Origin of the sequence: Streptomyces sp. NPDC092296, from assembly GCF_044755465.1 — a bacterium.
GTDB lineage: Bacteria > Actinomycetota > Actinomycetes > Streptomycetales > Streptomycetaceae > Peterkaempfera.
The window spans coordinates 122,232-144,424 of sequence record NZ_JBIVRB010000005.1 but is presented as its reverse complement, the minus strand read 5'-3'; the positions used below and the strand labels follow the sequence as shown (position 1 = coordinate 144,424).

The following is a 22,193-nucleotide window of genomic DNA, read 5'->3' as shown; positions in this document are numbered from 1 at the left end:
CCTCCCCCCGCACAGCAACCCCGCACCCCGCCAGGGGCGCGACCAGCCCCCACCCACCCGCACCCATCCCCACCAAGCACCCCCCACCCACCCAGGGGCGCGAGGAACCGCGCGACCAACCCCCCCACCACCGCAACAGGCCGCACCCACAGCTCCCCCCACCCCCGCTCGCCCAGGACACCCAGCCACCCAGCCACCCAGCCACCCCGACGCCCCGACGCCCCCGCACGCACCTCCCGGCATGGCCGCACCGCCCCGCTGCGCCCAAGCTGGAGTGAAGGCGACGGAGGAGCGCGATGGAGCAGATCACCGACTGGCTGAACAGCCTGGCCGGCGCGCCCGCCTACGGAGCCGTCGCCGTGCTGGTCTTCTGCGAGGTCGCCGTCCCCTTCGGCTTCCTGCTCCCCGGCGAGACCTCAGTCGTCCTCGGCGGCGTCCTCGCCCACCGCGAACGGGTCTCGGTCGCCGCCGTGGCCGCCGTCGCCGTGGCGGCGGCCATCGCGGGTGACTCCACCGGCTATCTGATCGGCCGGCTGACCGGCAACCGCCTCACCGCCGGGAAGCCGACCGGCCGGGGCGCGGACCGGCTCCGCCGCGCCGGTGAGTTGATGGACCGCCACGGCCCGGCGGCGGTGTTCTTCGGCCGCTTCATCCCCTTCGTCCGCTCCGCGATGCCGCTGACGGCCGGGGCCACCCGGATGCCGTACCCGCGCTTTCTGCTCTTCGACGCCCTCGCCGCCCTGCTCTGGGGCACCGGATCGGCCTGCGTCGGCTACGCCGTGGGCGCCGCCTGGCCCCGCTTCGCGCACGCCCTCGGCGGGTCGCTGCTGCTCCTGGTCGTCGTGGTGCTGGTCACCGTGGCGGCCGTCCGGCTGTGGCAGCGCCACCGGTCCCGCCGTAGGGCCGGGAAGCCGCCGCGGCGGGAGGATGCGGAGCATGGACCCGATCACCCTCCGCATCGTCGGCCATGACCTGCCCGGTACCGCCTTCGCCGGCTACCGCAATGTGCACGTGGCCCTCCAGGTCGGCGCCGACCCGGTCGACCCGGTGCCGGGCGACGCCCCGCAGGCCGTGTTCAGCACCCGCGTACGGGTCCGCCCCGCCCAGGACGGCCCGCCCGACCTCACCGGCCCGCCCGACCTCACCGGACCAGCGGTCCATGGCCGCCGGGGCAACCGTTTCCTCTAACTGACCTGGGGAGAAGTGGCGGACGGCCGCTTCACCGTGTTCCGCCGCGCCAAGCTGCCCCTGGCCACCCTGCCGCCCGACGCCCTCGCCCGAGCCGCCGCCACCGGCGCGGCCCTGGAGGCCCGGCTCTCCCTGACCGCCCCGGACGGCACCCCGCTGTGCGCCACGGTACCGGCGCTCCGCTGGTCCGCCACCGACCCGCCCGCTCAACCCCGGTAGGTCTCCAGCAGCCGCAGCCAGATCTCACTGATGGTCGGGAAGGACGGGACGGCGTGCCAGAGCCGGTCGATCGGGACTTCGCCGGCGACGGCGACGGTGGCGGAGTGCAGCAGCTCACCGACGCCCGGCCCGACGAAGGCCACGCCGAGCAGGACGTTCCGGTCGAGGTCGACGACCATCCGGGCCCGGCCCCGGTAGCCGTCCGCGTACAGGGCGGCCCCGGCGACCTGGCCGAGGTCGTAGTCGACCACCCGGATGCGGTGCCCGGCGCGCTCCGCCTGTTCGGCGGTGAGCCCGACGGCGGTGGCCTCCGGGTCGGTGAAGACGACCTGCGGTACCGCCGCGATGTCCGCCGTGGCGGCGTGCGGGCCCCAGGGGGCCGGGTCCAGCGGGCGGCCTGCGGCGCGGGCGCCGATCACGGCGCCCGCGATCCGGGCCTGGTACTTGCCCTGGTGGGTGAGGAGCGCCCGGTGGTTGACGTCACCGGCGGCGTACAGCCAGCCGCCCGCGACGGCCGGGACCACGCAGGTGTCGTCCACCGTGAGCCAGGACCCGGCCGCCAGGCCGACCGTCTCCAGGCCGAGGTCGTCGGTGCGCGGGGCGCGGCCGACGGCGAACAGCACCTCGTCGGCCTCCAACTGCTCCCCGCTGTCCAGCAGCAGGGTGACCGGCCCGGTGCCGCCGGGGCGGCGCAGGCCGGTGACGGAGACGCCGGTACGGATGGTGGCCCCGGCCTCGGTGAGGCTCTGGGCGACGAGTTCGCCGGCGAAGGGCTCCAACCGGGGCAGCAGCCCCTGGCCGCGTACCAGCAGGGTGACCGAGGCGCCGAGCGACTGCCAGGCGGTGGCCATCTCCGCGCCGACCACGCCGCCGCCGACCACGGCGAGGCGCCGGGGCACGGTGCGCGAGGCGGTGGCCTCCCGGCTGGTCCAGGGCCGCGCCTCGGCGATGCCGGGCAGGTCGGGCAGTACGGCGCGGCTGCCGGTGCAGACCGCCACCGCATGACGGGCCGTCAGGACGAGCTGCCCGTTGTCGGGGGTCTCCACGGTGACCCGCCGGGGCCCGTCGAGCCGACCGTGGCCGCGTACCAGTTCGGCGCCGATGCCGTTGACCCAGTCGACCTGGCCGCTGTCCTCCCAGTCCGAGGTGAAGCCGTTCCGGCGCTCCAGGGCGGCCGCCGCGTCCAGTCGGCCGGAGACCGCCTGCCGGGCGCCGGCCACCCTGCGGGCGTCCGCGAGCGCGGCGCCGGGGCGCAGCAGTGCCTTGCTGGGGATGCAGGCCCAGTAGGAGCATTCGCCGCCGACGAGTTCGCTCTCCACCAGGGCGACGGTCAGCCCGGCGGCGCGGGCCCGTTCGGCGAGGTTCTCGCCCACCGGTCCGGCGCCGATGACGATGACGTCATGGGTGGCGGTCGACGCCGCGTCCGCGGACTGGCTCATGGCCGGCTCTCCTCTGCTGTGGCTGGTCGGGCCGCTGCACTTCGGCCCCGTCCGCCATCCTGGCCCGGTGCCCCGGTCCGGCGGGGCGGATCGGGGCGAGCGGTGGACGGGGGCATGCCGGTGTCGGGGCATGCCGGTGTCGGGGCATGCCGGTGTCGGGGCGTGCCGGTGTCAGTGCGACAGGTGGGCGCTCAGCCGGCCGGCCCTGGCGGCGGGGCGCCCGGTGGCCCTGGCGGTGCGTCCGGCCAGCGCCACGTCGTGGCGGGCGGTGTGCACGGCGTGGCGGCCGCGCCAGGCGAGGGAGGGCCGGCCGCCGGTGTCGGCGGCGGCCAGCAGCAGGCCGCCCATCATGGAGACGTTCTTCAGGAAGTGGATCATCTGCTGCTCGCGCTCCTCCGGGGTGTCGGCCTCCCAGAAGCGGTGTCCGGCCCAGGTGGTGGGCACCAGCGTGGCGGCGAGGACGAGCGCGGCGATCCGGGGCTTGCGGCCGAGGGCCAGCAGCGTACCGGCGGCGAGCTGCACGGCGCCGTTGAGCCGGACGGCCTGCTCGGTGCGGTCCTTCAGGGCGGGGAGCTGCTCCGCGAGGGGCTGGACGACCTTCGCTGCGGCGGGCACGAGGCGCGCGGGATTACGCACGGCGTCAAGACCCCCGGCGAGGAACATCGAGGCGAGCATGGGGCGGGCGATCAGTCGCAGCACAGGCATGCCCAACGGCTGCCCCGTCCCGCCACCGCCACACCCGCCACCCCCCATCCGGCCCAGCGCCGGCCCGGCGCCGGGCCGCCGCCCACCGGTGGCCGGCCGGTGCGGACCCGCCGGGCGCGGCCGGGGGGCTCAGTGCCGGGGCAGCCGGACGACCTGGACGAAGAACTCGTCGATCTGCCGGACGGCGGCGATGAACTGGTCGAGGTCGACCGGCTTGGTGACATAGGCGTTGGCGTGCAGCTTGTAGCTGCGCAGGATGTCCTCCTCGGCGGCGGAGGTGGTCAGCACCACGACCGGGATGTGGGCGAGGTCCGGGTCGGACTTGATCCGCTCCAGCACCTGGCGGCCGTCGTACTTGGGCAGGTTGAGGTCGAGCAGGATCAGATCGGGGCGGGGTGCCTCGGTGTGGGCGCCGCGCCGGTAGAGGAAGTCCAGCGCCTCCTCGCCGTCCCGGGCGACGTGCAGGGTGTTGCCGATCTTGTTGTCCTCGAACGCCTCGCGGGTCATCAGCTCGTCGCCCGGGTCGTCCTCCACCAGCAGGACTTCGATGGGCTGGGCGGGGACGGTCATGCGGGGGCTCCTTCGGTGGGGGCGGCGGGGTCCTGGTCGGTGCCCGCAGCCTGGTCAGTGCCTGCTGCCTGGTCGGTGTCCGCTGTCCGGGCAGTGTCCGCTGTCCGGGCAGTGTCCGCTGTCCGGGCGGTGTCCGCTGTCCGGGCGGGGGCGAGGCGCGCGGCGGGCAGTGTGAAGTGCACGCTCGCGCCCTCGGTACGGTCGGTGTCGAGCCAGATCCGGCCGCCGTGGTGCTCGACGATCTTCTTGCAGAGTGCCAGGCCGATGCCGGTGCCGGTGTACGAGTCGCGCCCGTGCAGCCGCTGGAAGATGACGAAGACCTTCTCCGCGAACTGCTCGGGGATGCCGATGCCGTTGTCGGTGACCTCGAAGTGCCAGCCGTCCGCCTCCGGCCGGGCGGCGACCCGGATGACCGGGTCGCGGTCGGGGGCGCGGAACTTGATGGCGTTGCCGAGCAGGTTCTGCCAGAGCATGGTCAGCAGCATCGGATCGGCGACGATGTCCGGCAGCCGCTCGGGGCGCTCGATGGCGGCGCCGCTCTCCTCGACGGCGGCGGCCAGGTTGGCGACGGCCTTGTCGAGGGTCGGGCCCAGGTTGACCGGCACGGTGGCCTCGGTCAGCCGGCCGACCCGGGAGAAGGTGAGCAGGTCGTTGATGAGGACCTGCATCCGCTTGGCGCCGTCCACGGCGAAGCCGATGTACTGGACGCCGCGCTCGTCCAGCTTGTCGCCGTAGCGCTTCTCCAGCAGCTGGCAGAAGGACGCGACCTTGCGCAGCGGCTCCTGGAGGTCGTGCGAGGCGACATAGGCGAACTGCTCCAGCTCGGCGTTGGAGCGGCGCAGCTCGACCGCCTGGGCGTCCAGGTCGGCGGCCTGCTGGGCGAGGACGTCCTGCTTGGCGCGGGAGGTCTCCAGCTCGCGGACGATGCGGTCGCGCATCGCCTCCACGTCGGCCTCCACGGCGCGCAGGTCGGCGGGGCCCGCCGCCGGGATGCGGTGCTCGAAGTCGCCCTCGGCCACCTTGCGGGAGGCGGCGCGCAGGGCGTGCAGCGGGCGGGCGACGGCCAGGTGCAGCAGCAGGGCGAGGCCGGCGCAGGTCAGCAGGAAGGCCGCGATCATGATGCTGAACACCCAGGTGCGCTGGTCGCGGGTGTGGGCGAGTTCGGTCCTTATCCGGTCGCGTTCGTCCATCAGGTGCTGGTTCTGCTCGTCGAACAGCGTACGGAGCCGGTCGAAGGCGGTCTTGCTGCCGTCGAGCAGGGCGGAGTTCCCCGCGACGGAGGTGCCGCCACGGGTCTGGTCGACCAGCGGTACGGCGTAGCCGGTGCGCCAGCCGTCGGCGGCGGCCTCCAGGGCGGTCAGGTCGGCGGTGGGGATGCCGCTGCCGCGCAGCAGCGTCCGCAGTCGGCCGACGGCCTCGCTCTCGTCCTTGGCGCCCCTGGTGTACGGCTCCAGGAACTGCTGGTCGCCGCCGCTGAGGACATAGCCCCGGACGCCGGTCTCCTGGTCGACCAGGGCGGCCTGCAACCGGTACGCCTGCACCCGGGCCGGGAGGATGGACTCCTGTAGGCGGTCGGAGACGGTGTCGGTGCGGTGCAGCAGCTGGGCGCCGACGACGGCCGCGACGACCACCAGCACGCCCATCAGGCCGAGGACGAGGTGGAACCAGCCCTGCACGGTCAGCCGCCGTGGCGGGGCGCTTCCGGTGGAGGCTGGTGCGGGACTCATAGGCTGCTCTTCTTCCATCCCAGGTGGACGATGGCGACGTCGTCGGCCAGCCCGCCATGGCTGGAGGCCGCGCTCTCGGCCTCGCTGATCAGGTTGTCGACGAAGCCGTCCGGCGGCAGTGCGGCGGCCTTGCGGGCCAGCGCCAGCAGTCCGTCCTCGCCGAGCCGCTCCCGGCCCCGGCCGACGTGCCCCTCGAAGAGGCCGTCGGTGAACAGGGCCACCCCGGCGCCGGGCGGCAGCAGCAGTTCGTCCTGCGGCCAGTGGGCGTGGCCGGGCATCAGGCCCAGGGCCGGGCCGGCCGCCGGCTCCACCCACTGCACGGCGCCGTCGCAGCGTTGCAGCAGTCCGGGGTGGCCGGCCCGCAGCACCCGCAGCCGGCGGCGGTCGGGGTGGAAGGAGAGGCTGGTGAGGGTGGCGAACAGCTGCTCGCCGTCCCGTTCGGCCACCAGGATCTGCTCCAGCAGCTCCATCAGCGTCGAGCCGGAGGCGCCGGCCAGGACGAAGGACCGCCAGGCCACCCGGAGGCAGACCCCGAGGGCGGCCTCGGCCGGGCCGTGCCCGGAGACGTCCCCGACCACGGCGTGCACGGTGCCGTCCACGGTCTCGACCACGTCGTAGAAGTCGCCGCCGAGCAGGGCCTGCGCCCGGCCGGGCCGGTAGCGGGGGACCACCTCGAAGTCGGCGGTGCGCAGCAGCGGGACCGGCAGCAGCCCGCGCTCCAGCCGGGCGTTCTCCTGGGCCCGCAGCCGGCCGGCCTGGAGGGCGGCGGCGGCCTGCTCGACCTGCTTGCGCTGGGCGGCGTACCGGATGGCGCGGCCGAACAGCTGCGGCTCCAGATGGCCCTTGACCAGGTAGTCCTGTGCACCGGCGGCCACTGCGGCCAGGCCGGACGCCTCCTCGGCCAGGCCGGTGAGCACCACCACCGCCGCGCCGGGCGCGGCGGCCAGCAGCTGGGTGACCGCGTCCAGGCCCTGGGCGTCGGGCAGGTGCAGATCGAGCAGGATGCACTCGGGCACGCCCTGCCCGGCCAGCATGGTCTTGGCCTCCGCCAGCGAGCGCGCCCAGGACAGGGTGGCCCGCATGCCGCTGTCGACCAGCAGTTCCTCGACCAGGAGTGCGTCCCCGGGGTCGTCCTCCACCAGCAGCAGTGCCGCCGCCGCTCCCTGTGGCACCACACGGGACGCCTCCAGAGTCCCGCCGTGCACCGGACTCGCGGTCAGCCGCGGCACCGGTGCGCCGTCCAAGCCTTCAGCCATCGTCTTCCCTTCGACCACCCGTCGCGCAGCACGCGGTCGGGCAGCACGCAACCCCGGGGGAAGAATACTTGCCAAATGGCAACGGGATGCGAACTCCCAGGTGAGCATGGTGTGATCAACGGCACCGGTGGGCCCCCGGCGATGCCTACGCCATCCTTACAGACGGGCGGGAATGCTCGGAAGGACCCCCTCAGGGTGACGCCTCACGAACGGAGAGCGCGATGACCTTCGTGCCGTACGTCGAAGCCCTCGCCTTCTGGGGCCGTGCCGTGCAGAACGGCATCGTCCCCCGCGCCTACGCCATCGGAGTCCTGCTCGACCACCCGCTGATCACCGACCACTCCCCGGGTCTGCTGCCGCCGCAGAAGGCCGACCTGGTCGCCGCCGACCTGGACCGGTGGGAGGACCGCGTCGTGGAGATGGTCTACGACCCCGAGGCGGACGTCCGCGAGCACCTGCGGCGCTGCGAGCGCCGGCAGGCGGAGTCCGCCGGGCCCGAGTGAGGGCCCGCCGGGGCGGCCGGGCGGCCGTTCCCGGTCGCGGTGCGGGCCCCGGTGCGGGGATGATCCCAGGGTGGGCAGCACCCGACCGAACACCCCGGAGGCGACGTGCGCGCAGCGCTCTTCGTGACCTGCGTCAATGACGCCCTGTACCCGGACACCGGCCGCGCGGTGGTCAGGCTGCTGGAGCGCCTCGGCGTCGAGGTCGGCTTCCCCGCCGCGCAGAGCTGCTGCGGGCAGCCGCAGTACAACACCGGCTACCGGCACCAGACCGAACCGCTGCTGCGGCGCTTCGCGGCGGCGTTCGAGGGCTACGAGTACGTGGTGGCGCCGTCCGGCTCCTGCGCGGCGATGGTCCGCGACAACTACCCCCGGCTGGGCAGCGCGGCCGCCGCCGAGGGCCGGGGCGGCGCACTCGCCGCCGCCGCGGCGGCCGTGGTTCCCAAGGTCTACGAGCTGACCGAGTTCCTGGTGGACGTGCTGGGCGTCACCGACGTCGGCGCCTACTTCCCGCACACCGTGACCTACCACCCGACCTGCCACGGCCTGCGGCTGCTGGGCCTGGGCGACCGGCCGACCCGGCTGCTGCGGGCGGTGCGCGGGCTGGAGCTGCTGGAGCTGCCCGGCGCCGAGGAGTGCTGCGGCTTCGGCGGCACCTTCGCGGTGAAGAACCCCGCCGTGTCGGCGGCGATGGGCGAGGACAAGGCCCGCGCCGTCCTGGCGACCGGCGCCGAGGCGGTCTGCACCGTCGACAACTCGTGCCTGATGCACCTCGGCGGCGTCCTCGCCCGGCAGCGGGCGGGCGTCCGCCCGCTGCACCTCGCGGAGATCCTCGCCGCCACCGAACAGGACCCCTACCCGCTGACCACCGACCGCCTGGTCCTGGGGGAGGCCCGATGAGCGGCGTACCGCTGGGCATGCCCGCCTTCCCCGAGGCGGCGAGGGCGTCCACCCGCGACACCACGCTCCGCCGCAACCTGCGGCACGCCACCCACACCATCCGCGACAAGCGGGCCGCCGCCGTGGCCGAGCTGGCCGACTGGGCGGAGCTGCGGGCGGCCGGCGCCCGGCTCAAGGAGCGTACGCTGCGGCACCTGGACCACTACCTGGAGCAGCTGGAGGCCGCCGTCACCGCCGCCGGGGGCACGGTGCACTGGGCGGTGGACGCGGCGGAGGCCAACCGGATCGTCACCGACCTGGTCCGGGCCACCGGTGAGACGGAGGTGGTCAAGGTCAAGTCGATGGCCACCCAGGAGATCGGGCTGAACGAGGCGCTGACCGACGCCGGCATCACCGCGTACGAGACCGACCTGGCCGAGCTGATCGTGCAGCTGGGCGACGACTGGCCGTCGCACATCCTGGTGCCGGCCATCCACAAGAACCGGGGCGAGATCCGCGACATCTTCACCGACGCCATGGCCCGCTGGGGCCGCCCGGCGCCCGACGGCCTGACCGACGCGCCCGCCGAACTGGCCGAGGCCGCCCGGCTGCACCTGCGGGAGAAGTTCCTGCGGGCCAAGGTCGGCATCTCCGGCGCCAACTTCATGGTCGCCGAGACCGGCACCCTGGTCGTGGTCGAGTCCGAGGGCAACGGCCGGATGTGCCTCACCCTGCCCGAGACCCTGATCTCCGTCGTCGGCATCGAGAAGGTCGTCCCCCGCTGGCAGGACCTTGAGGTCTACCTGCAACTGCTGCCCCGCTCCTCCACCGCCGAGCGGATGAACCCCTACACCTCCACCTGGACCGGCACCACCGACGGCGACGGCCCCCGGACCTTCCACCTGGTCCTGCTCGACAACGGCCGCACCGACACCCTCGCCGACCCCACCGGCCGCCAGGCCCTGCGCTGCATCCGCTGCTCCGCCTGCCTCAACGTCTGCCCGGTGTACGAGCGGGCCGGCGGCCATGCGTACGGCTCGATCTACCCCGGGCCGATCGGCGCCATCCTCACCCCGCAGCTGCGCGGCATCACCGGCGAACTCGAAGCGTCGCTGCCGTACGCCTCCTCACTGTGCGGCGCCTGCTACCAGGTCTGCCCGGTCGCCATCGACATCCCCGAAGTCCTGGTCCACCTGCGGGAACGCGTCGTCCAGGGCGGCCCGGCGACCGTCCGGGGCAACCGGGTCACCGTCCGGCCCGCCCGGGGCCACACCGCCGAGCGGGCCGCGATGCGGGCCGCCCGCTGGGTGCTGGACCACCCGCAGGCGCTCGCCCTGGCCGAACGGGCGGCCACCCGGGCCCGCCGGCTGCGGCTGCGCCGACTGCCCGGACCGGGCCGGGCCTGGACCGACAGCCGGGACCTGCCGCAGCTGCCGGCCGAGTCCTTCCGCGACTGGTGGCAGCGCACCCGCGAGACCGCCCAGGAGGACCGGTGAACTCCCGTGACCGCGTGCTGGGGCGGGTCCGCCGCGCCCTGGCCGACGTACCCCGCGACGAGCGGCCCGAGGACGTAGCCGTCACCCGCGACTACCTGCGGGCGCACGGCGAGCGGACCCCGGCGCAGCGGGCCGACCTGCTGGCCGACCGCCTGGCCGACTACCGCGCCGCCGTGCACCGCTGCGACGCCGCCGAACTGCCCGCGCTGCTCGGCCGGCTGCTGGCCGCCCGGGGCAGCCGCACCCTGCTGGTGCCGGACGGGCTGCCCGCGGAGTGGCTGCCCGCGGAGTGGCTGACCGGAGTGGACAGCTCGGTGCGGCGGGTCGCGGACCGGCCGGAGCAGAGCGCCCGCGAGCTGGACGCGGTGGACACCGTGCTGACCGGCTGCGCGGTGGCCGTCGCCGAGACCGGCACCATCGTGCTGGACGGCACGGCCGGCCAGGGACGCCGCCGGGCCACCCTGGTCCCGGACCACCACCTGTGCGTCGTCCGCCTGCCGGACCAGGTGGTGGACTCCGTCCCGCAGGCCGTCGCCCGGCTGGACCCGCTGCGCCCGCAGACCTGGATCTCCGGCCCGTCCGCCACCAGCGACATCGAACTCACCCGCGTCGAGGGCGTCCACGGCCCCCGCGCCCTGGAGATCATCCTGCTGACCGGCTGACCCCGGCCGGGGCGGCGCCCAACCACGCCGCACCCCGGCGCCCCGGCCACCACCAAGTCACCGCCCGTACCCGGCCCGAGCTCCCCGGTGGTCCCCCGCCCCGGGCCGCTCAGCGGCGGGTGCCGCAGGCGGGGCAGAAGGCGGCGCCGTCGGGGACCGCTGCGGAGCAGGACCCGCACTGGTCCTGCTGGGCCAGGTGGTGGCCGCAGTCGGGGCAGTAGGCGGAGCCCCGGGTCTCGGCGCGGCACTGGGGGCAGACCAGTTGGCGGTCCGAGGTGACGTCGAAGTTCTGTGCCCGCTGCTGTCCGACCTCGTACGCCCGCTCCGACGCCCGGTCGTTGAGCCCCCGCTGCCGGGCGGCCAGCGCCTCGGCGGCGGTGTCCGGCGCGCAGTGCAGGCAGAGGCCCTGGGCGGCGTTCCAGCAGCGGCCGCAGACGTAGTCGGTGCAGCGGCCGCACCGGTTGAAGTGCGTTTCGGCGTTGGTGATGGCCCGTTGGAAGGCGGCGTCCCGGGCGCTGCCCCAGCCCGCGCCGGCCAGCCCGTCGACGGCGGTGCTGATGCTGCTGCCGGTACGGCCGAGCATCCCCCAGGCCGTGCTGGCGGCCTTGCCGACCCAGCCCGCCACTCTGCCGCTGGTGAACGGTTCGAACGGCGAGCGCCAGGTGTCATGGCAGCGCGAGCACGAGAACTCGAACTGGAACCCGGCACCGGTGCCGCTCTGCTGGCACAGGTCACGGTGGTTGCTGCTGAAGTAGATCTCCGAGGTCATGCGGTCCCCCACAGGTCGGTCCGTCGGCGGTGGCGCCCAGCCGGTGGACGTCGACGGGGACGGGACCGGTTCTGGGACGGACCACAGGGTGCCATGCCGCGCCCCGTACGGGGAGTGCGGGGCCCACCCGGGCCCCGGCCCCGCAGCGCGCCGCCGACCGGCCGTCAGCCGCCCTCGACCGCCGGGCCGGGCGGGATCAGACGGGATCAGGCGGACCGGCCGCCGTCCGGAAGGGCCCCGCTCTCCCGATCCCCCGCGGCCCTCCCCCCTCCCAGGGGATTCCCGGCAAGGCGCCGCTGCAACTCGGCATGCCGGAATTGGTAGGTGGCACCGGCTTGGCGCAGCACCCCTCGCTGATGGGCGTCCGCGAGGAAGGGCATCACCCGCCACGGCAGCCGGCCCCGCAGGGCCAGCCAGCACCGTGCGAGCGTGAACCCTCCATAGGCGGCCTGAAGGAAGCCCCAGGCCAGCCCGGTCGCCAGTCCGTCGGCCAATCCGGTCTGGATGCCCTTCGATGACCCGAGGGCCGACCCGACGACGACGGCGGCGGCGAGCCCGATGGCGGGGCCGCCCGCCAGCGCGGTGGTCCAGAATGTGACCCGGTCCTGGCGCAGTACCGTCTGAGGATCTGCCGCCACCGTCGCCTCGGCCGGCTTCGCCTCCAGCCCGGCGCCGAAGGAGCCGCCGGCGGCGGCGACCGCCCCCGCCACCAGGCCGCTGAGCGCACCCGCCTGGAGGGCGACCGCCAGCCCGATGGCAAGGCCACCGCCCACGGCGTTGAGGATGCCGAGCGGGGACCAGCGAAGTCCTCGCGCCGGAAGGCGGCGCTGGCCGAAGGTGACGACACATGCGGCGGCGACGGCGAAACCGATGCTGTTGGCCAGCGGAGCCGCCTCACCCATCGTGGGCTCACCGACGAACGCCCCGACGAAGGACGCCGCCATGCCGCCGGCCAATCCGGCTCTGAAGCCGCCCAGGAATCCGGGGATGAGGCCCAGTGCCAGTCCGCTGACCAGATATCCCGCCGGGCTGTGGACCCCGAGTGCGAAGCGGATGCCGAGTCCGAGAGCGGACCCGAGGAGGCAGCCGACCAGCCCGCCCGCCAGCCCGCGGTTGAAGGTGCGGCCGGGCGGGCTCCACCGCCGGGCGGTCAAGGCCGCTGCGACGCCCACGACCATGCCGACTCCGAGCCAGGCACCGAACGGCATGACAGCCCCGGCCGGCACCGCCGCGAGACCTGCGGCGATTCCCACCAGCGGCTTCGGTGTCGCATCGGCCAGATTCCACCAGGTGAAATCGGTGCTGCCGTTCTGCCGCTCCTCCAGGTCGCGGGCGAGGAAGGCCAGGAAGTGGGTCGCCTGCCGCTTGGTCCAGTCGCTTTGTGCTTGCGGCGTCGCGGGCAACGCATAGGCCGCGGGGATGAAGGAGTCCAGCAGATGCGCCCGCATCACCCTCGGGGTGGGGAACCGCGAGCGGTCCAGGAGTTCGAGCGGACAGCCGGCGGGGGCGGGGTGCTCGTCCGGCGGGGGCGTGTAGGCGACGCGGGCCAGAGACGCCATCAACGGTGTGGTGAGCAATTGGGCCAGGGGGTGCGGGTCGTGCTCGGCGGCCAGCGCGGCGAAGACCTCTTGCCAGGAGGCCGCGTTGGTCGGTCCTCCTGCGGAGTCCCGCAGGTACCCGGCGACGGTGTCCAGGTCCAGGGGCAGCAGCTCGACGCCTGCCGCGCCGGTCAGCCGCACCTCGGTCCCGCTGCTGGGCCGGACCGTTGCGCTGAACGGGTCACTGCGGGAGGCGAGCACCAGTGCCAGGTCGGGATGACGGCCGAGGGCGTTGTTGATCCGGGCGACGGCACGGCCGCGGACACCGGCGGGGATCTCGTCCAGCCCGTCCAGCACCAGCATGATCGAGCCGGCGTCCAGCAGTTCCCGCCCCCGGCTGGTTCCGGTCCGGCCGGGTTCGCCGAGCGCCGGGTAGTCGACGCTCAGCCGCCGCTCCAGCCAGGCGTCCAAGTCTTCCCGGTCCGGGTCCCAGGAGCCCAGTGGCGCCAGCACGGGCACCAGGTCTCCGGGACGGCGGCGGGCGAGCAGGTCCAGCACCAGCCGTACCAGCAGCACGCTCTTGCCGGAGCCCGGTTCTCCGAGTACCACCAGGCGGCCGGTGGGCACCCTGGCGAAGACCTCCACCAGATCACCCCCGGCACCGAACAGTGCCTCCGGCCCGGACGCCCAGCCGGACACCGGGCCCGGCCACGCTCGGCCGACTCCCGTGGTGGCCAGCCGGACCAGTGAGGGCCAGGGCTCCATGAGCGCCGGTGCTGCCGGCTGCCACCGGACCGGGAGCGGATACGGATCATTCAGGCGGCGCAGCGCCGCCTCTGTCTCCCACTGGCGCTTGACCGCGAATGCCAGGTCGTCTGCGGCCTGGGCCAAGGCCGGGTCGCCGGCTGCTCGGACCGGGGGCTCCGCAACAACGGGCTGCGGCGGCGGATTGACGGTGATGTTGCCAAGGAAGTCGCGCCCTTGGAAGACAGGTCCGGCGGAGCCTGTGAACTGGTTGCGGGTATCCCCGTCCCCGGCACGGTTCTCTCCGTGCGGACCGTTCCCCACCACATCTGCCCCCTGGCCTCGGAAGCTGCGGTCCGGCTCCCCCCGTGTCTCCTTCGAAACCGTTCCCGCCCCTCCATCTCACCAGTTCACACCGGGGTTGAAAAGGGCTCACCGGCCCGGGGAGCCGGCGGACGGACTGATCAGGGACGCCCCGCCCAAGGGCTTCCCCGAGGCGGACGGGCCGCCGCCGCCCCGGAGCCGCCGTACTCCCCCGCAGCGGCCGCCCGGTGTTCTACCGTTGGTGCTTCGGGGCGCCGGGCAGGGAGGTTGCAGGTCCGATGAGAGCTGACGTCGGGTCCGCCCGCCCTGCCCCCACGGGGGCGCGGTGAGCCTGCTGCGGGTGCCGGTGGGGCACGACGCGGAGCGCTGGCGTACGTTCCAGGGCACCCGGACCCTGGTGGTGGCGGCCCGGACGGTGACCTCGGCGGTGCGGGTGCTGGAGGTGCTGCCCGCCCTGCTGCGCGGCGACGGCCGGGTGACGGTGGTGGTCGCCCACGACCCCACCTCCGCCTTCGGCGACGGGGTGTCGGAGCTGCTGCGCGCCGAGGGCTGCCGGGTCATGCCGTGGGAGCAGCTGGACGGCCTGGCGCCCGACCTGGTGCTCTCCGCCAGCGAGAACATCGACCTGCCCGAGGGCGACTGCCCGGTGCTGGTGCTGCCGCACGGCGTGGGGTTCCAGAAGCGGGTGCCGGACTCGCGCAGCGCCCGGACCCGGCTGTCCGGCGTGGTACCGGACTCGCTGCTGGCGACCGGCCGCGCCTGGCTGGCCGTCTCGCACCCGGACCAGGAGGAGCAGTTGCTCGCCTCCCATCCGCTGGCGGCGGGCCGCACCCTGCTGGTGGGCGACCCCTGCTACGACCGGCTGCGGGCCGGGCTGGCCCGGCGCGCGGCGTACCGGCGGGCGCTGCGGGTGGCGGACGACCAGCGGCTGGTGGTGGTCAGTTCCACCTGGGGGCCGACCTCGCTGCTGGGCCGCGACCCGCAGCTGCCGGCCCGGCTGCTGGCCGAACTGCCGCTGGACGAGTACCGGGTGGCCGCGATCACCCATCCCAACGTCTGGTCCGGCCACGGCTCCTGGCAGATCCGCACCCTCCAGGCCGCCGCGCTGGAGGCGGGGCTGCTGCTGATCCCGCCGGAGCGGGGCTGGCAGCCGACGCTGGTCGCGGCGGACGCGGTGGTCGGGGACCACGGTTCGGTGACCCTGTACGGCGCGGCGCTCGGCAAGCCCGTCCTGCTCGCCACGGTCGGCAGCGACTCCGAGCCGGGGACGGCGATGGCCGAGCTGAGCCGCACCGCCCCGCGCCTGGCCGGTGGCGAGCCGCTGCGGGCCCAGCTCGACCGGGCCGTCCGCGAGCACACGCCGGGCCGCTACGCCGGGATCACCGACCGGGCCTTCGCCGAGCCGGACCAGGCGCTGGCCCGGCTGCGCACCGCGCTGTACGGGCTGCTGCGGCTGCCGGAGCCCGGCCCGGCGGCGGCACCGGCGCTCGCCTACCCGCCGCCGGAGCAGCGGTCGGCGCCGGTGACCTCGGCGCTGGTGCACACGGCGGTCGACCGGGTGGCCGGCCAGTGGTCGGTCACCGTACGCCGCCACCCGGCGGCCGTGGCCGGGGAGCCGGGCGTGGAGGGGCCGTTGGCGGAGGGCGCGGGGGCGTATGTCCATCTGGCCTGCGACGAGGAGGAGCCCGACCAGCGGCTGACCGGCAGCGCCTCGGTGCTGCTCCGCCGCCGGCCGGCCGGGACGGCGGTCGCCGGGGTGCGCTGGGTCCGGGAGACCCTGGAGAGCTTCCCGGGCAGCCTGCTGGCCGCCGTCCCGGTGGACGGCGGCTGCCTGGCGGGCCTGCGGGACGGCCGGATCGTGGAGGCGGCGGCCACCGGCCCGGCGGCCGACCCCGGCCTGTCGGCCGCCGTGGTCTACGCCTGCCTGCGGGCGGCCCTGCCGCTGGACGACACCGTGGTCACCCTGCGGGTCGGCGGCCGCCGCCAGGACGTCGCGCTACGGGTCCGCCCGTCGCTCTGACCGCCGCCCCGTTCCGAACCGCTGTCAGCCGAGCCGGGCCAGCCGGTCAAGCAACGCCTCGGCCTCCGGGCTGCCCCCGGCCTGGTGGATCTCGGCGGCCCGGGTCAGCTGCTCCCGTACGGCCGCCGGATCGCCCCCGGTCCGCTCCCCGAGGTCGGCCAGGGCGACCAGGGCCTGCGCCTCGTAGTGGGAGGCCCGCACCTCGTGCAGCTCCCGGGCCGCCGCCTCCAGTTCGCGCCGGGCCGCACCGCTGTCGCCGAGACTGCCGTGCACCTGCCCGAGGGCGGCCCGCACCCGGGCCGCCATCCGGGCGTCGCCCAGCTCCCGCATCCGCCGGTAGGCGTCGTCCAGGGTGGCCAGGGCGGCGTGGTGGTCGCCCGCGGCGTGCTGGGCGCAGCCGAGGAAGAAGGCGGCGATGGCGACGCCGCGCGGCTCGTCGGCGGCGGTGTTGAGGTCGAGGGAGCGCCGGTAGGCGGCGCGGGCGCGGTCGGGGTCGTGGCGGTCCCAGTACCGGCCCAGGAACTCCTGGACGGAGGCGCGCAGCACCAGGTTCTCGGACTCCTCGGCGCGGGCGGCGGCGGTCTCCAGCTCCAGCCGGGCCCGCTCGTCCTGGCCCAGGTCGAGCAGCGGGCGGGAGAGCAGGCTGCGCAGCCGGGCCTCCGCTGCGGGCTGCCCGTCGCGGACCGCGGCGGCGATGCCCAGTTCCAGGGACTCCTGCCAGTCACCCAGGTGGCGGTGGTTCAGGAAGAGGATGGTGAACGCCTCCGCGAGCTGCCACGTCCGCCGGTCCAGGCCGTGCCGGGCGGCGGCCCGCAGCACGGCGAGGATGTCGGCCCGCTCGGCTTCCAGCCAGGCGAGCGCGGCCGGGCGGCCGCCCGCCGCGAACGGGTCGGGAGCGTCCCGCAGCAGCTCCGCGAGGTTGCCGATCCGCAGCCGCTTCTGCTGCACCGCGCGGTCGGCCAGGGCGGTGAGGGCGAGGTAGTGCCGGACCACCCGGGCGGTCACCGCCTCCCGCTCCCGGTCCGGCTCCTCGGCCGCCGCGCGCTCGCGGGCGTGCAGCCGGACCAGGTCGTGGAAGCGGTGGCGGCCGTCCTCGGTGGTGTCCAGCAGATGCGCGTCGTCCAGGACGTCCAGCAGCCGTTCGGCGGTGGGCGTGTCCAGTCCGGCGGCGGCTGCGGCGGTTCCGGCGTCGAAGGTGCGGCCGGGGAGCAGACCGAGCAGCCGGTACAGCCGGGCGGCGTCGTCCGGCAGGTCCCGGTACGCCAGGCCGATGACAGCGGACACGGTGCTCTCCCCTCGTACGGACCGCACGGTGAGCCCGGTGAGCCGGTGGTTCTCGTCGGCCAGTTCCTCGGCCAGCCCGGCCAGCGTGAGCCGGCGGCGGGTCAGCAGCCGGGCGGCGGCGATGTGCAGGGCCACCGGCAGGCCGCCGCACAGCTCGACCAGCAGGGCGGCGGCGTCCGGCTCGGCCGCGACACGCTCGGCGCCGCACAGGGCGGACAGCAGCTCCGCGCCGCCGGCCGCGTCCAGCGGCTCCAGCGGCATCAGCCGAGCGCCGTGCAGCGACAGCTCCCCCAGCCGGGCGTTGCTGGTGGCCAGCACCGCGCCGGGGCCCTTGGGCACCAGCGCGCTGACCTGGGCCGGCTGGGTCACGTCGTCCAGCACCACCAGCACCCGGCGTCCTGCGGTACGGGTCCGGTAGAGGCCGGCCCGCTCGCTGAGGCTGCCGGGGATGTACTGGTCGTCCATGCCCAGCGCGCGCAGGCACATGGCCAGCGCCTCGGAGACGTCGGCGCCGGCCCGGTCACGCAGCGCGGCGAAGTCGACGTAGAGCTGGCCGTCGGGGAAGTCGGCGCGGGACCGCTGCGCCCAGTGGCAGGCGGTCGCGGACTTGCCGACGCCGGGCAGCCCGGTGAGCACCCCAATGCTCGGGGCGGCGCCGGGGGCCAGCCAGGCGTCCAGCCGGGAGAGGTCGGCGGTCCGGTCGACGAACGGCGCCGCCGGGGCCGGGACCTGGTCGGGGGCGTCGTCCGGCCGGGTCGGGCCGGGCGCCGCGTAGTTGAAGGTGATCCCGCCGTGGACCTGGCCGGCCTGGATGCTGGCACCCTGGACGATGGTGTCGTTCAGCGTGTTGTGCACGACCGGGTAGCCGGGCGCGTCGGGCAGGTTGTCGTGTGGCACGCCGGGTCAGCCCTGGGGGCCCGAGGTGTGGAAGGTCAGGCCGGAGAAGTCGCGTCCCTGGATGACAGGCCCGTGCTGGACGCCGCCGTTGATGGTGTTGTGCACGCTGCCGGCCGGTTCGGTCTGCTGCGGGCCCAGCTCGGCCAGCAGGGCCCGCAGCTCGGCCGCCGCCGCCGGGTCGGCGCGCAGCAGCCGGCGCAGCCGGGTCCGCCACTCGGCCTCGACATCGGCCGCGCCGGTGTCGTCGCCCGTCTCGCGGGCCGCCGCCAGCTCGGCCCGGGAGACCTCCAGTTGCTCCTGGGGTGCCGGGTCGCCGCTGCCCCGGGCGAAGAACCGCGCGACGCGGTCCCGTGCCTGGGTCCAGCTCTCCGAGACCATCAACCCGACCAGCGTCGTCGCCCCCGACGCCGCGAGTGCCGCCAACTCAGCCTCCACTGGGCCCCCTTCATGAAGCTGTTCGTATCACCGTAGAGAGGCGGCCCGCGCTTGGGTAGTGCGACCCGCCGGGGCCGGACGGTCGGCGGCGGCGGGCCGGGGTCCGGCGGCGGCCGGTCAGGCGGCGGGCTCGCAGCCGGCCCCGGCCGCGTCCAGGCTGCTCGGGCCGTCCGCCGGCGTCGGCCGGGAGCCGTCCGGCAGCCCTCCGCCCAGGTGATGGAGGGTCAGGCGCGATGCTACCGCCCGGAGTCGTGCCCCGGGCGGCCCCGCAGCGGGTACCGCCCCGGCGGGGGCGGCGCCCCCCTGCGGCGACTCCACCGCTTCTGCGACTTCCTTGCAGGTACGGAGAGCAGGCATCATGGTGCCTACGTCCGCGAGGACCGCGTTCCGCGCTGCCCGGTGGCAGTCGACCCCGCGACGGGCGGCCGGGTGCGGAGCGGGGCCCCTCACCCGAGTCCCCCACCGAGGCGGAGCCATGCACATCCCCGACGGTTACCTCAGCCCCCAGACCTGCGCCGCGGCGTTCGCCGTCTCGGTGCCGGTGCTGGCCGTGGCGAGCGTCCGCGTCAAACGCACGGTACGGAACCGACATGTGCCCGTACTGGCGGTCTTCGCAGCGGTCTCCTTCCTCGCCATGATGTTCAACGTGCCGATACCCGACGGCACCACCGCGCACGCGGTGGGCGGCTGCGTCATCGCGGTGGTGCTGGGGCCGTGGGCGGCGGTGATCGCCATCGCGGTGGCGCTGGCCTTCCAGGCGCTGCTGTTCGGCGACGGCGGTGTGCTGGCGTACGGCGCCAACGTCCTCAACATGGCGATCATCCTGCCGTTCGCCGCGCTGGGGGTGTACCGGATGATCGCCGCCCGCTCCGAGCTGACCTCCGGACGCCGGGTGGTGGCCGCCGCCATCGGCGGCTACGTCGGCATCAACGCGGCGGCGCTGGCCGCCGCCATCGAGTTCGGCATCCAGCCGTCGCTGTTCCACGACGCCGCCGGCACCCCGCTGTACTCCCCGTACCACCTCAGCCAGACCATCCCCGCCATGGCGCTGGCCCACCTGACCGTGGCCGGCGCCGCCGAAGCCATCCTGACCGGCGGCGTCCTGGCCTACCTCCAGCGCGCCAACCTGCCGCTGCTGCGGCTGAACCACCCCGGGGTCCCGGCCGCCGGCGAGCGGGTCGACCGGCCGCGCCGGCTGCGCCCGGCCGTGGTCGCCGCGAGCGCGGTGGGCCTGATGGTGGTGCTGACCCCGCTGGGCCTGCTGGCGCCGGGCGGCGCGTTCGGCGAGGACGCCCCGGAGGACCTGGACCTCTCCTCGGTGCACCTGGGCGCGGTGCCCAGCGGCCTCAACAAGTACGCCGGCTGGTGGCACCACGCGATCTTCGCGGACTACGACTTCACCGATGACGCCCACCCCTGGCTGGGCTACCTGGTCTCCGCCGTCGTCGGGATCGCCGCGATCGGCGTCGCGGTCTACCTGGTCGCGCTGGTCGCCCGCACCGTCGCGGCCCGCCGCGACGGCGGTTCCGACGGGACCGGCGAGGCCGACCGGCCCGCCGCGGTGAGCGCCCGATGAGCACCGCCGTCGAGCGGCCCACCGGGAGCCGAACCCCGCAGTGGCTGCTCCAGGGCGAGCTGGCGATGTGCCCCTGCGGCTGCATCGGCAAGCGCACCAAGGGCAGCTATCTGCGCAAGACCCTCACCTCCGGGGCGAAGCTGCTCCAGCAGGTGATGTTCACCGAGGACGTCGCCGCCCGCGCGGGCCTGCTCCAGCGGATCGACCCCCGGGCGAAGATCCTGGCCGCCGTGGCGCTGCTGGTCGCGGCCTCGCTGCTGCACACCATCCCGGCGCTGCTGGTGCTGTACGCGGCCACCCTCGCGGTGGCCGCCGCCTCCGGCCTGCCGCTGGGCTTCTTCGTCAAGCGGGTCTGGCTCTTCGTGCCGATCTTCACCGGGATCATGGTGCTGCCCGCCACCCTCTCGGTGGTCACCCACGGCGAGGTGGTCTGGACGCTCTGGCACTGGCACGGCCACCCGGAGGGCTTCACCCGGCAGGGGCTGCTCTCGGCCGGGCTGGTGGTCAGCCGGGTCGCGGTCTCCATCTCGCTGGTGGTGCTGCTGACCCTCACCACCACCTGGGCGCGGCTGCTGGCGGCGCTGCGGGCGCTGGGCGTGCCACGGATGTTCGTGCTGATCATCGGGATGGCGTACCGCTATGTCTTCCTGCTGCTGGCCGGGATCACCGACATGTACGAGGCCCGCACCGCCCGTACGCTGGGCCCGGTCAAGCACGACCGGGGGGCCCGAGCGTTCCTGGGTGCCTCGGTCGGCGCCCTGATCGGCCGGTCGCACCAGCTCTCCGAGGAGGTGCACCAGGCGATGGCGGCACGCGGCTACACCGGCGACGCCAAGACCCTGGACCGCGCCGCCCTCCGGCCGGCCGACGGCCTCTACCTGGCCGCCGCGCTCGCCGCCGCAGTCCTCATCGTCACAGGAGAACGCTTCCTTGCCCACTGACCCGCACCACGCAGCGCTGCCCGCCCCCGCAGAGGCGGAGGGGGACGCGCTGCTGGTCTGCCGCGACCTCCACCACACCTACCTCGACCGCTATCCGGCGCTGGACGGGGTCTCGCTGACCGTGCGCCGGGGCGAGCGGATCGCCCTGCTGGGCGCCAACGGCTGCGGCAAGTCCACGCTGCTCAAGGCGCTGGCCGGGCTGCTCTTCCCGGACAGCGGCGAGTATCTGGCGTTCGGCCACCCGGTCACCGAGGACACTCTGGAGGACGAGCAGATGAACCGGGGCTTCCGCTCCCGGCTCGGCATCGTCTTCCAGAACGCCGACGCGCAGGTCTTCTCCCCCACCGTCCGCGAGGAGATCGCCTTCGGCCCGCTCCAACTCGGCCTCGACCGGGAGCAGGCCGCCGAGCGGGTCGCGGACGTGCTGGAGATGCTGGGTATCACCGCGCTCGCCGACCGGGCGCCGTTCCAGCTCTCCGGCGGCCAGAAGAAGAAGGTGGCCATCGCCAGCGTGCTGGCGATGAACCCGGACGTCCTGCTCTTCGACGAGCCGACCGCCGCCCTCGACCCGCGCACCCAGGTCTGGCTGATGGAGCTGATCGAGGAGCTGGGCGCGGCCGGCAAGACCATCGTGCACGCCACCCACGACCTGGACAGCCTGGAGCGGCTGGCCGACCGCTGCCTGGTCTTCGGGGAGGACCACCGGGTAAGGGCCGAGGGCACCCCGGGCGAGGTGCTGGCCCGGCGGGAACTGCTGCTGGACGTCAACCTGATCCACGCCCGCAGCAGGCTCCCCGCGCACCGGGCGGCGGTCCCGGGTCTTGCGGGCCCGGTGGCCGCGCCTTCGGGGGCGCGGCCACCGGGGTGAGGCCCCCGGCGTCCGGGGGCCTGCCGAAGGGGGCCGGCGCGGTTTCGCAGCTGCGAGCCGGAAGTTGCCGTCATTTGGGCACTTGCTAGGCGAATACCCGTACGGAGCTCGCAGTCGCGCAACTAGGATCGGCGGCAGGACGGTGCAAGCGCGCAC

Annotated in this window: 18 protein-coding genes and 1 pseudogene; 10 read left to right on the top strand and 9 right to left on the bottom strand. The window is 75.0% G+C overall.

Annotated features, from left to right (window positions below):
• Positions 1-296: 296 nt before the first annotated feature.
• Entirely contained in the window at positions 297-971 is a 675-nt protein-coding gene (locus tag ACIQGZ_RS15635) for a DedA family protein (protein ID WP_402602174.1), read from the top strand.
• Positions 928-1,407, top strand: a pseudogene (locus tag ACIQGZ_RS15630) (DUF5990 family protein). Before ACIQGZ_RS15635 ends, ACIQGZ_RS15630 begins: the two are co-directional and overlap by 44 nt.
• Here the strand turns inward: ACIQGZ_RS15630 and ACIQGZ_RS15625 are convergent.
• From ACIQGZ_RS15625 to ACIQGZ_RS15605, 5 genes are all read right to left on the bottom strand, one after another.
• Complete coding sequence (locus ACIQGZ_RS15625) at positions 1,395-2,846, bottom strand: dihydrolipoyl dehydrogenase family protein (protein ID WP_402602172.1); 1,452 nt, start codon at positions 2,844-2,846, stop codon at positions 1,395-1,397. The pseudogene ACIQGZ_RS15630 and the gene ACIQGZ_RS15625 sit on opposite strands and share 13 nt — an antisense overlap.
• A gap of 171 nt (positions 2,847-3,017) precedes the next feature.
• On the bottom strand, positions 3,018-3,551 hold the full coding sequence (locus ACIQGZ_RS15620; RefSeq protein WP_402602170.1) for a DoxX family protein: 534 nt from the start codon (positions 3,549-3,551) through the stop codon (positions 3,018-3,020).
• Positions 3,552-3,680: 129 nt separating this feature from the next.
• Positions 3,681-4,121 (bottom strand): response regulator, encoded by a 441-nt coding sequence (locus ACIQGZ_RS15615; RefSeq protein WP_402602168.1) that lies wholly within the window; start codon positions 4,119-4,121, stop codon positions 3,681-3,683.
• The gene (locus ACIQGZ_RS15610) at positions 4,118-5,848 is read right to left on the bottom strand and encodes an ATP-binding protein (protein ID WP_402602167.1); all 1,731 of its coding nucleotides are present in this window, start codon (positions 5,846-5,848) and stop codon (positions 4,118-4,120) included. Before ACIQGZ_RS15610 ends, ACIQGZ_RS15615 begins: the two co-directional genes overlap by 4 nt.
• The gene (locus tag ACIQGZ_RS15605) at positions 5,845-7,104 is read right to left on the bottom strand and encodes a PP2C family protein-serine/threonine phosphatase (protein ID WP_402602166.1); all 1,260 of its coding nucleotides are present in this window, start codon (positions 7,102-7,104) and stop codon (positions 5,845-5,847) included. Before ACIQGZ_RS15605 ends, ACIQGZ_RS15610 begins: the two co-directional genes overlap by 4 nt.
• Positions 7,105-7,325: 221 nt before the next feature.
• On the opposite strand from ACIQGZ_RS15605, the gene ACIQGZ_RS15600 reads away from it, so the two are divergent.
• The 4 genes from ACIQGZ_RS15600 (at position 7,326) to ACIQGZ_RS15585 (ending at position 10,641) form a co-directional block, all read left to right on the top strand.
• Positions 7,326-7,607: a hypothetical protein gene (locus ACIQGZ_RS15600; RefSeq protein ID WP_402602164.1), complete on the top strand. Its 282-nt coding sequence runs from the start codon at positions 7,326-7,328 to the stop codon at positions 7,605-7,607.
• Between the two features lie 105 nt (positions 7,608-7,712).
• Entirely contained in the window at positions 7,713-8,504 is a 792-nt protein-coding gene (locus tag ACIQGZ_RS15595; protein WP_402602163.1) for a (Fe-S)-binding protein, read from the top strand.
• Positions 8,501-9,979: a lactate utilization protein B gene (locus ACIQGZ_RS15590; protein WP_402602162.1), complete on the top strand. Its 1,479-nt coding sequence runs from the start codon at positions 8,501-8,503 to the stop codon at positions 9,977-9,979. Before ACIQGZ_RS15595 ends, ACIQGZ_RS15590 begins: the two co-directional genes overlap by 4 nt.
• On the top strand, positions 9,976-10,641 hold the full coding sequence (locus tag ACIQGZ_RS15585) for a lactate utilization protein C (protein WP_402602160.1): 666 nt from the start codon (positions 9,976-9,978) through the stop codon (positions 10,639-10,641). Before ACIQGZ_RS15590 ends, ACIQGZ_RS15585 begins: the two co-directional genes overlap by 4 nt.
• 109 nt (positions 10,642-10,750) lie before the next feature.
• Here ACIQGZ_RS15585 and ACIQGZ_RS15580 read toward each other — a convergent pair whose 3' ends face one another.
• Both ACIQGZ_RS15580 and ACIQGZ_RS15575 read right to left on the bottom strand, forming a co-directional pair.
• On the bottom strand, positions 10,751-11,410 hold the full coding sequence (locus ACIQGZ_RS15580; RefSeq protein ID WP_402602158.1) for a zinc ribbon domain-containing protein: 660 nt from the start codon (positions 11,408-11,410) through the stop codon (positions 10,751-10,753).
• A 206-nt stretch (positions 11,411-11,616) separates the two neighbouring features.
• Complete coding sequence (locus tag ACIQGZ_RS15575; protein WP_402602157.1) at positions 11,617-13,713, bottom strand: NACHT domain-containing protein; 2,097 nt, start codon at positions 13,711-13,713, stop codon at positions 11,617-11,619.
• Between the two features lie 628 nt (positions 13,714-14,341).
• Here ACIQGZ_RS15575 and ACIQGZ_RS15570 point away from each other — a divergent pair.
• The gene (locus tag ACIQGZ_RS15570; RefSeq protein ID WP_402602156.1) at positions 14,342-16,036 is read left to right on the top strand and encodes a hypothetical protein; all 1,695 of its coding nucleotides are present in this window, start codon (positions 14,342-14,344) and stop codon (positions 16,034-16,036) included.
• 24 nt (positions 16,037-16,060) lie between these two features.
• On the opposite strand, the gene ACIQGZ_RS15565 is transcribed toward ACIQGZ_RS15570, so the two are convergent.
• Entirely contained in the window at positions 16,061-18,217 is a 2,157-nt protein-coding gene (locus tag ACIQGZ_RS15565; protein WP_402602155.1) for a hypothetical protein, read from the bottom strand.
• Positions 18,218-18,223: 6 nt separating this feature from the next.
• Positions 18,224-18,652, bottom strand: coding sequence for a hypothetical protein (locus ACIQGZ_RS15560; RefSeq protein WP_402602154.1), 429 nt, complete (start codon positions 18,650-18,652; stop codon positions 18,224-18,226).
• A 475-nt stretch (positions 18,653-19,127) separates the two neighbouring features.
• Between ACIQGZ_RS15560 and cbiM the strand changes: the two genes are divergently transcribed.
• From cbiM to ACIQGZ_RS15545, 3 genes are read left to right on the top strand one after another with little or no spacing between them, the layout of a single operon-like run.
• Positions 19,128-20,228: a cobalt transporter CbiM gene (cbiM, locus tag ACIQGZ_RS15555; protein ID WP_402602153.1), complete on the top strand. Its 1,101-nt coding sequence runs from the start codon at positions 19,128-19,130 to the stop codon at positions 20,226-20,228.
• On the top strand, positions 20,225-21,169 hold the full coding sequence (gene cbiQ, locus ACIQGZ_RS15550; protein WP_402602151.1) for a cobalt ECF transporter T component CbiQ: 945 nt from the start codon (positions 20,225-20,227) through the stop codon (positions 21,167-21,169). Before cbiM ends, cbiQ begins: the two co-directional genes overlap by 4 nt.
• Complete coding sequence (locus ACIQGZ_RS15545; protein ID WP_402602149.1) at positions 21,159-22,037, top strand: energy-coupling factor ABC transporter ATP-binding protein; 879 nt, start codon at positions 21,159-21,161, stop codon at positions 22,035-22,037. Before cbiQ ends, ACIQGZ_RS15545 begins: the two co-directional genes overlap by 11 nt.
• Positions 22,038-22,193 lie beyond the last annotated feature (156 nt).

Bases quoted from the DNA above. Each gene is read 5' to 3' on its own strand.
- ACIQGZ_RS15635 (WP_402602174.1), top strand. From the start codon at position 297: ATGGAGCAGATCACCGACTGGCTGAACAGCCTGGCCGGCGCGCCCGCC.
- ACIQGZ_RS15625 (WP_402602172.1), bottom strand. From the start codon at position 2,846: ATGAGCCAGTCCGCGGACGCGGCGTCGACCGCCACCCATGACGTCATC.
- ACIQGZ_RS15620 (WP_402602170.1), bottom strand. From the start codon at position 3,551: ATGCCTGTGCTGCGACTGATCGCCCGCCCCATGCTCGCCTCGATGTTC.
- ACIQGZ_RS15615 (WP_402602168.1), bottom strand. From the start codon at position 4,121: ATGACCGTCCCCGCCCAGCCCATCGAAGTCCTGCTGGTGGAGGACGAC.
- ACIQGZ_RS15610 (WP_402602167.1), bottom strand. From the start codon at position 5,848: ATGAGTCCCGCACCAGCCTCCACCGGAAGCGCCCCGCCACGGCGGCTG.
- ACIQGZ_RS15605 (WP_402602166.1), bottom strand. From the start codon at position 7,104: ATGGCTGAAGGCTTGGACGGCGCACCGGTGCCGCGGCTGACCGCGAGT.
- ACIQGZ_RS15600 (WP_402602164.1), top strand. From the start codon at position 7,326: ATGACCTTCGTGCCGTACGTCGAAGCCCTCGCCTTCTGGGGCCGTGCC.
- ACIQGZ_RS15590 (WP_402602162.1), top strand. From the start codon at position 8,501: ATGAGCGGCGTACCGCTGGGCATGCCCGCCTTCCCCGAGGCGGCGAGG.
- ACIQGZ_RS15580 (WP_402602158.1), bottom strand. From the start codon at position 11,410: ATGACCTCGGAGATCTACTTCAGCAGCAACCACCGTGACCTGTGCCAG.
- ACIQGZ_RS15575 (WP_402602157.1), bottom strand. From the start codon at position 13,713: ATGGAGCCCTGGCCCTCACTGGTCCGGCTGGCCACCACGGGAGTCGGC.
- cbiM (WP_402602153.1), top strand. From the start codon at position 19,128: ATGCACATCCCCGACGGTTACCTCAGCCCCCAGACCTGCGCCGCGGCG.
- cbiQ (WP_402602151.1), top strand. From the start codon at position 20,225: ATGAGCACCGCCGTCGAGCGGCCCACCGGGAGCCGAACCCCGCAGTGG.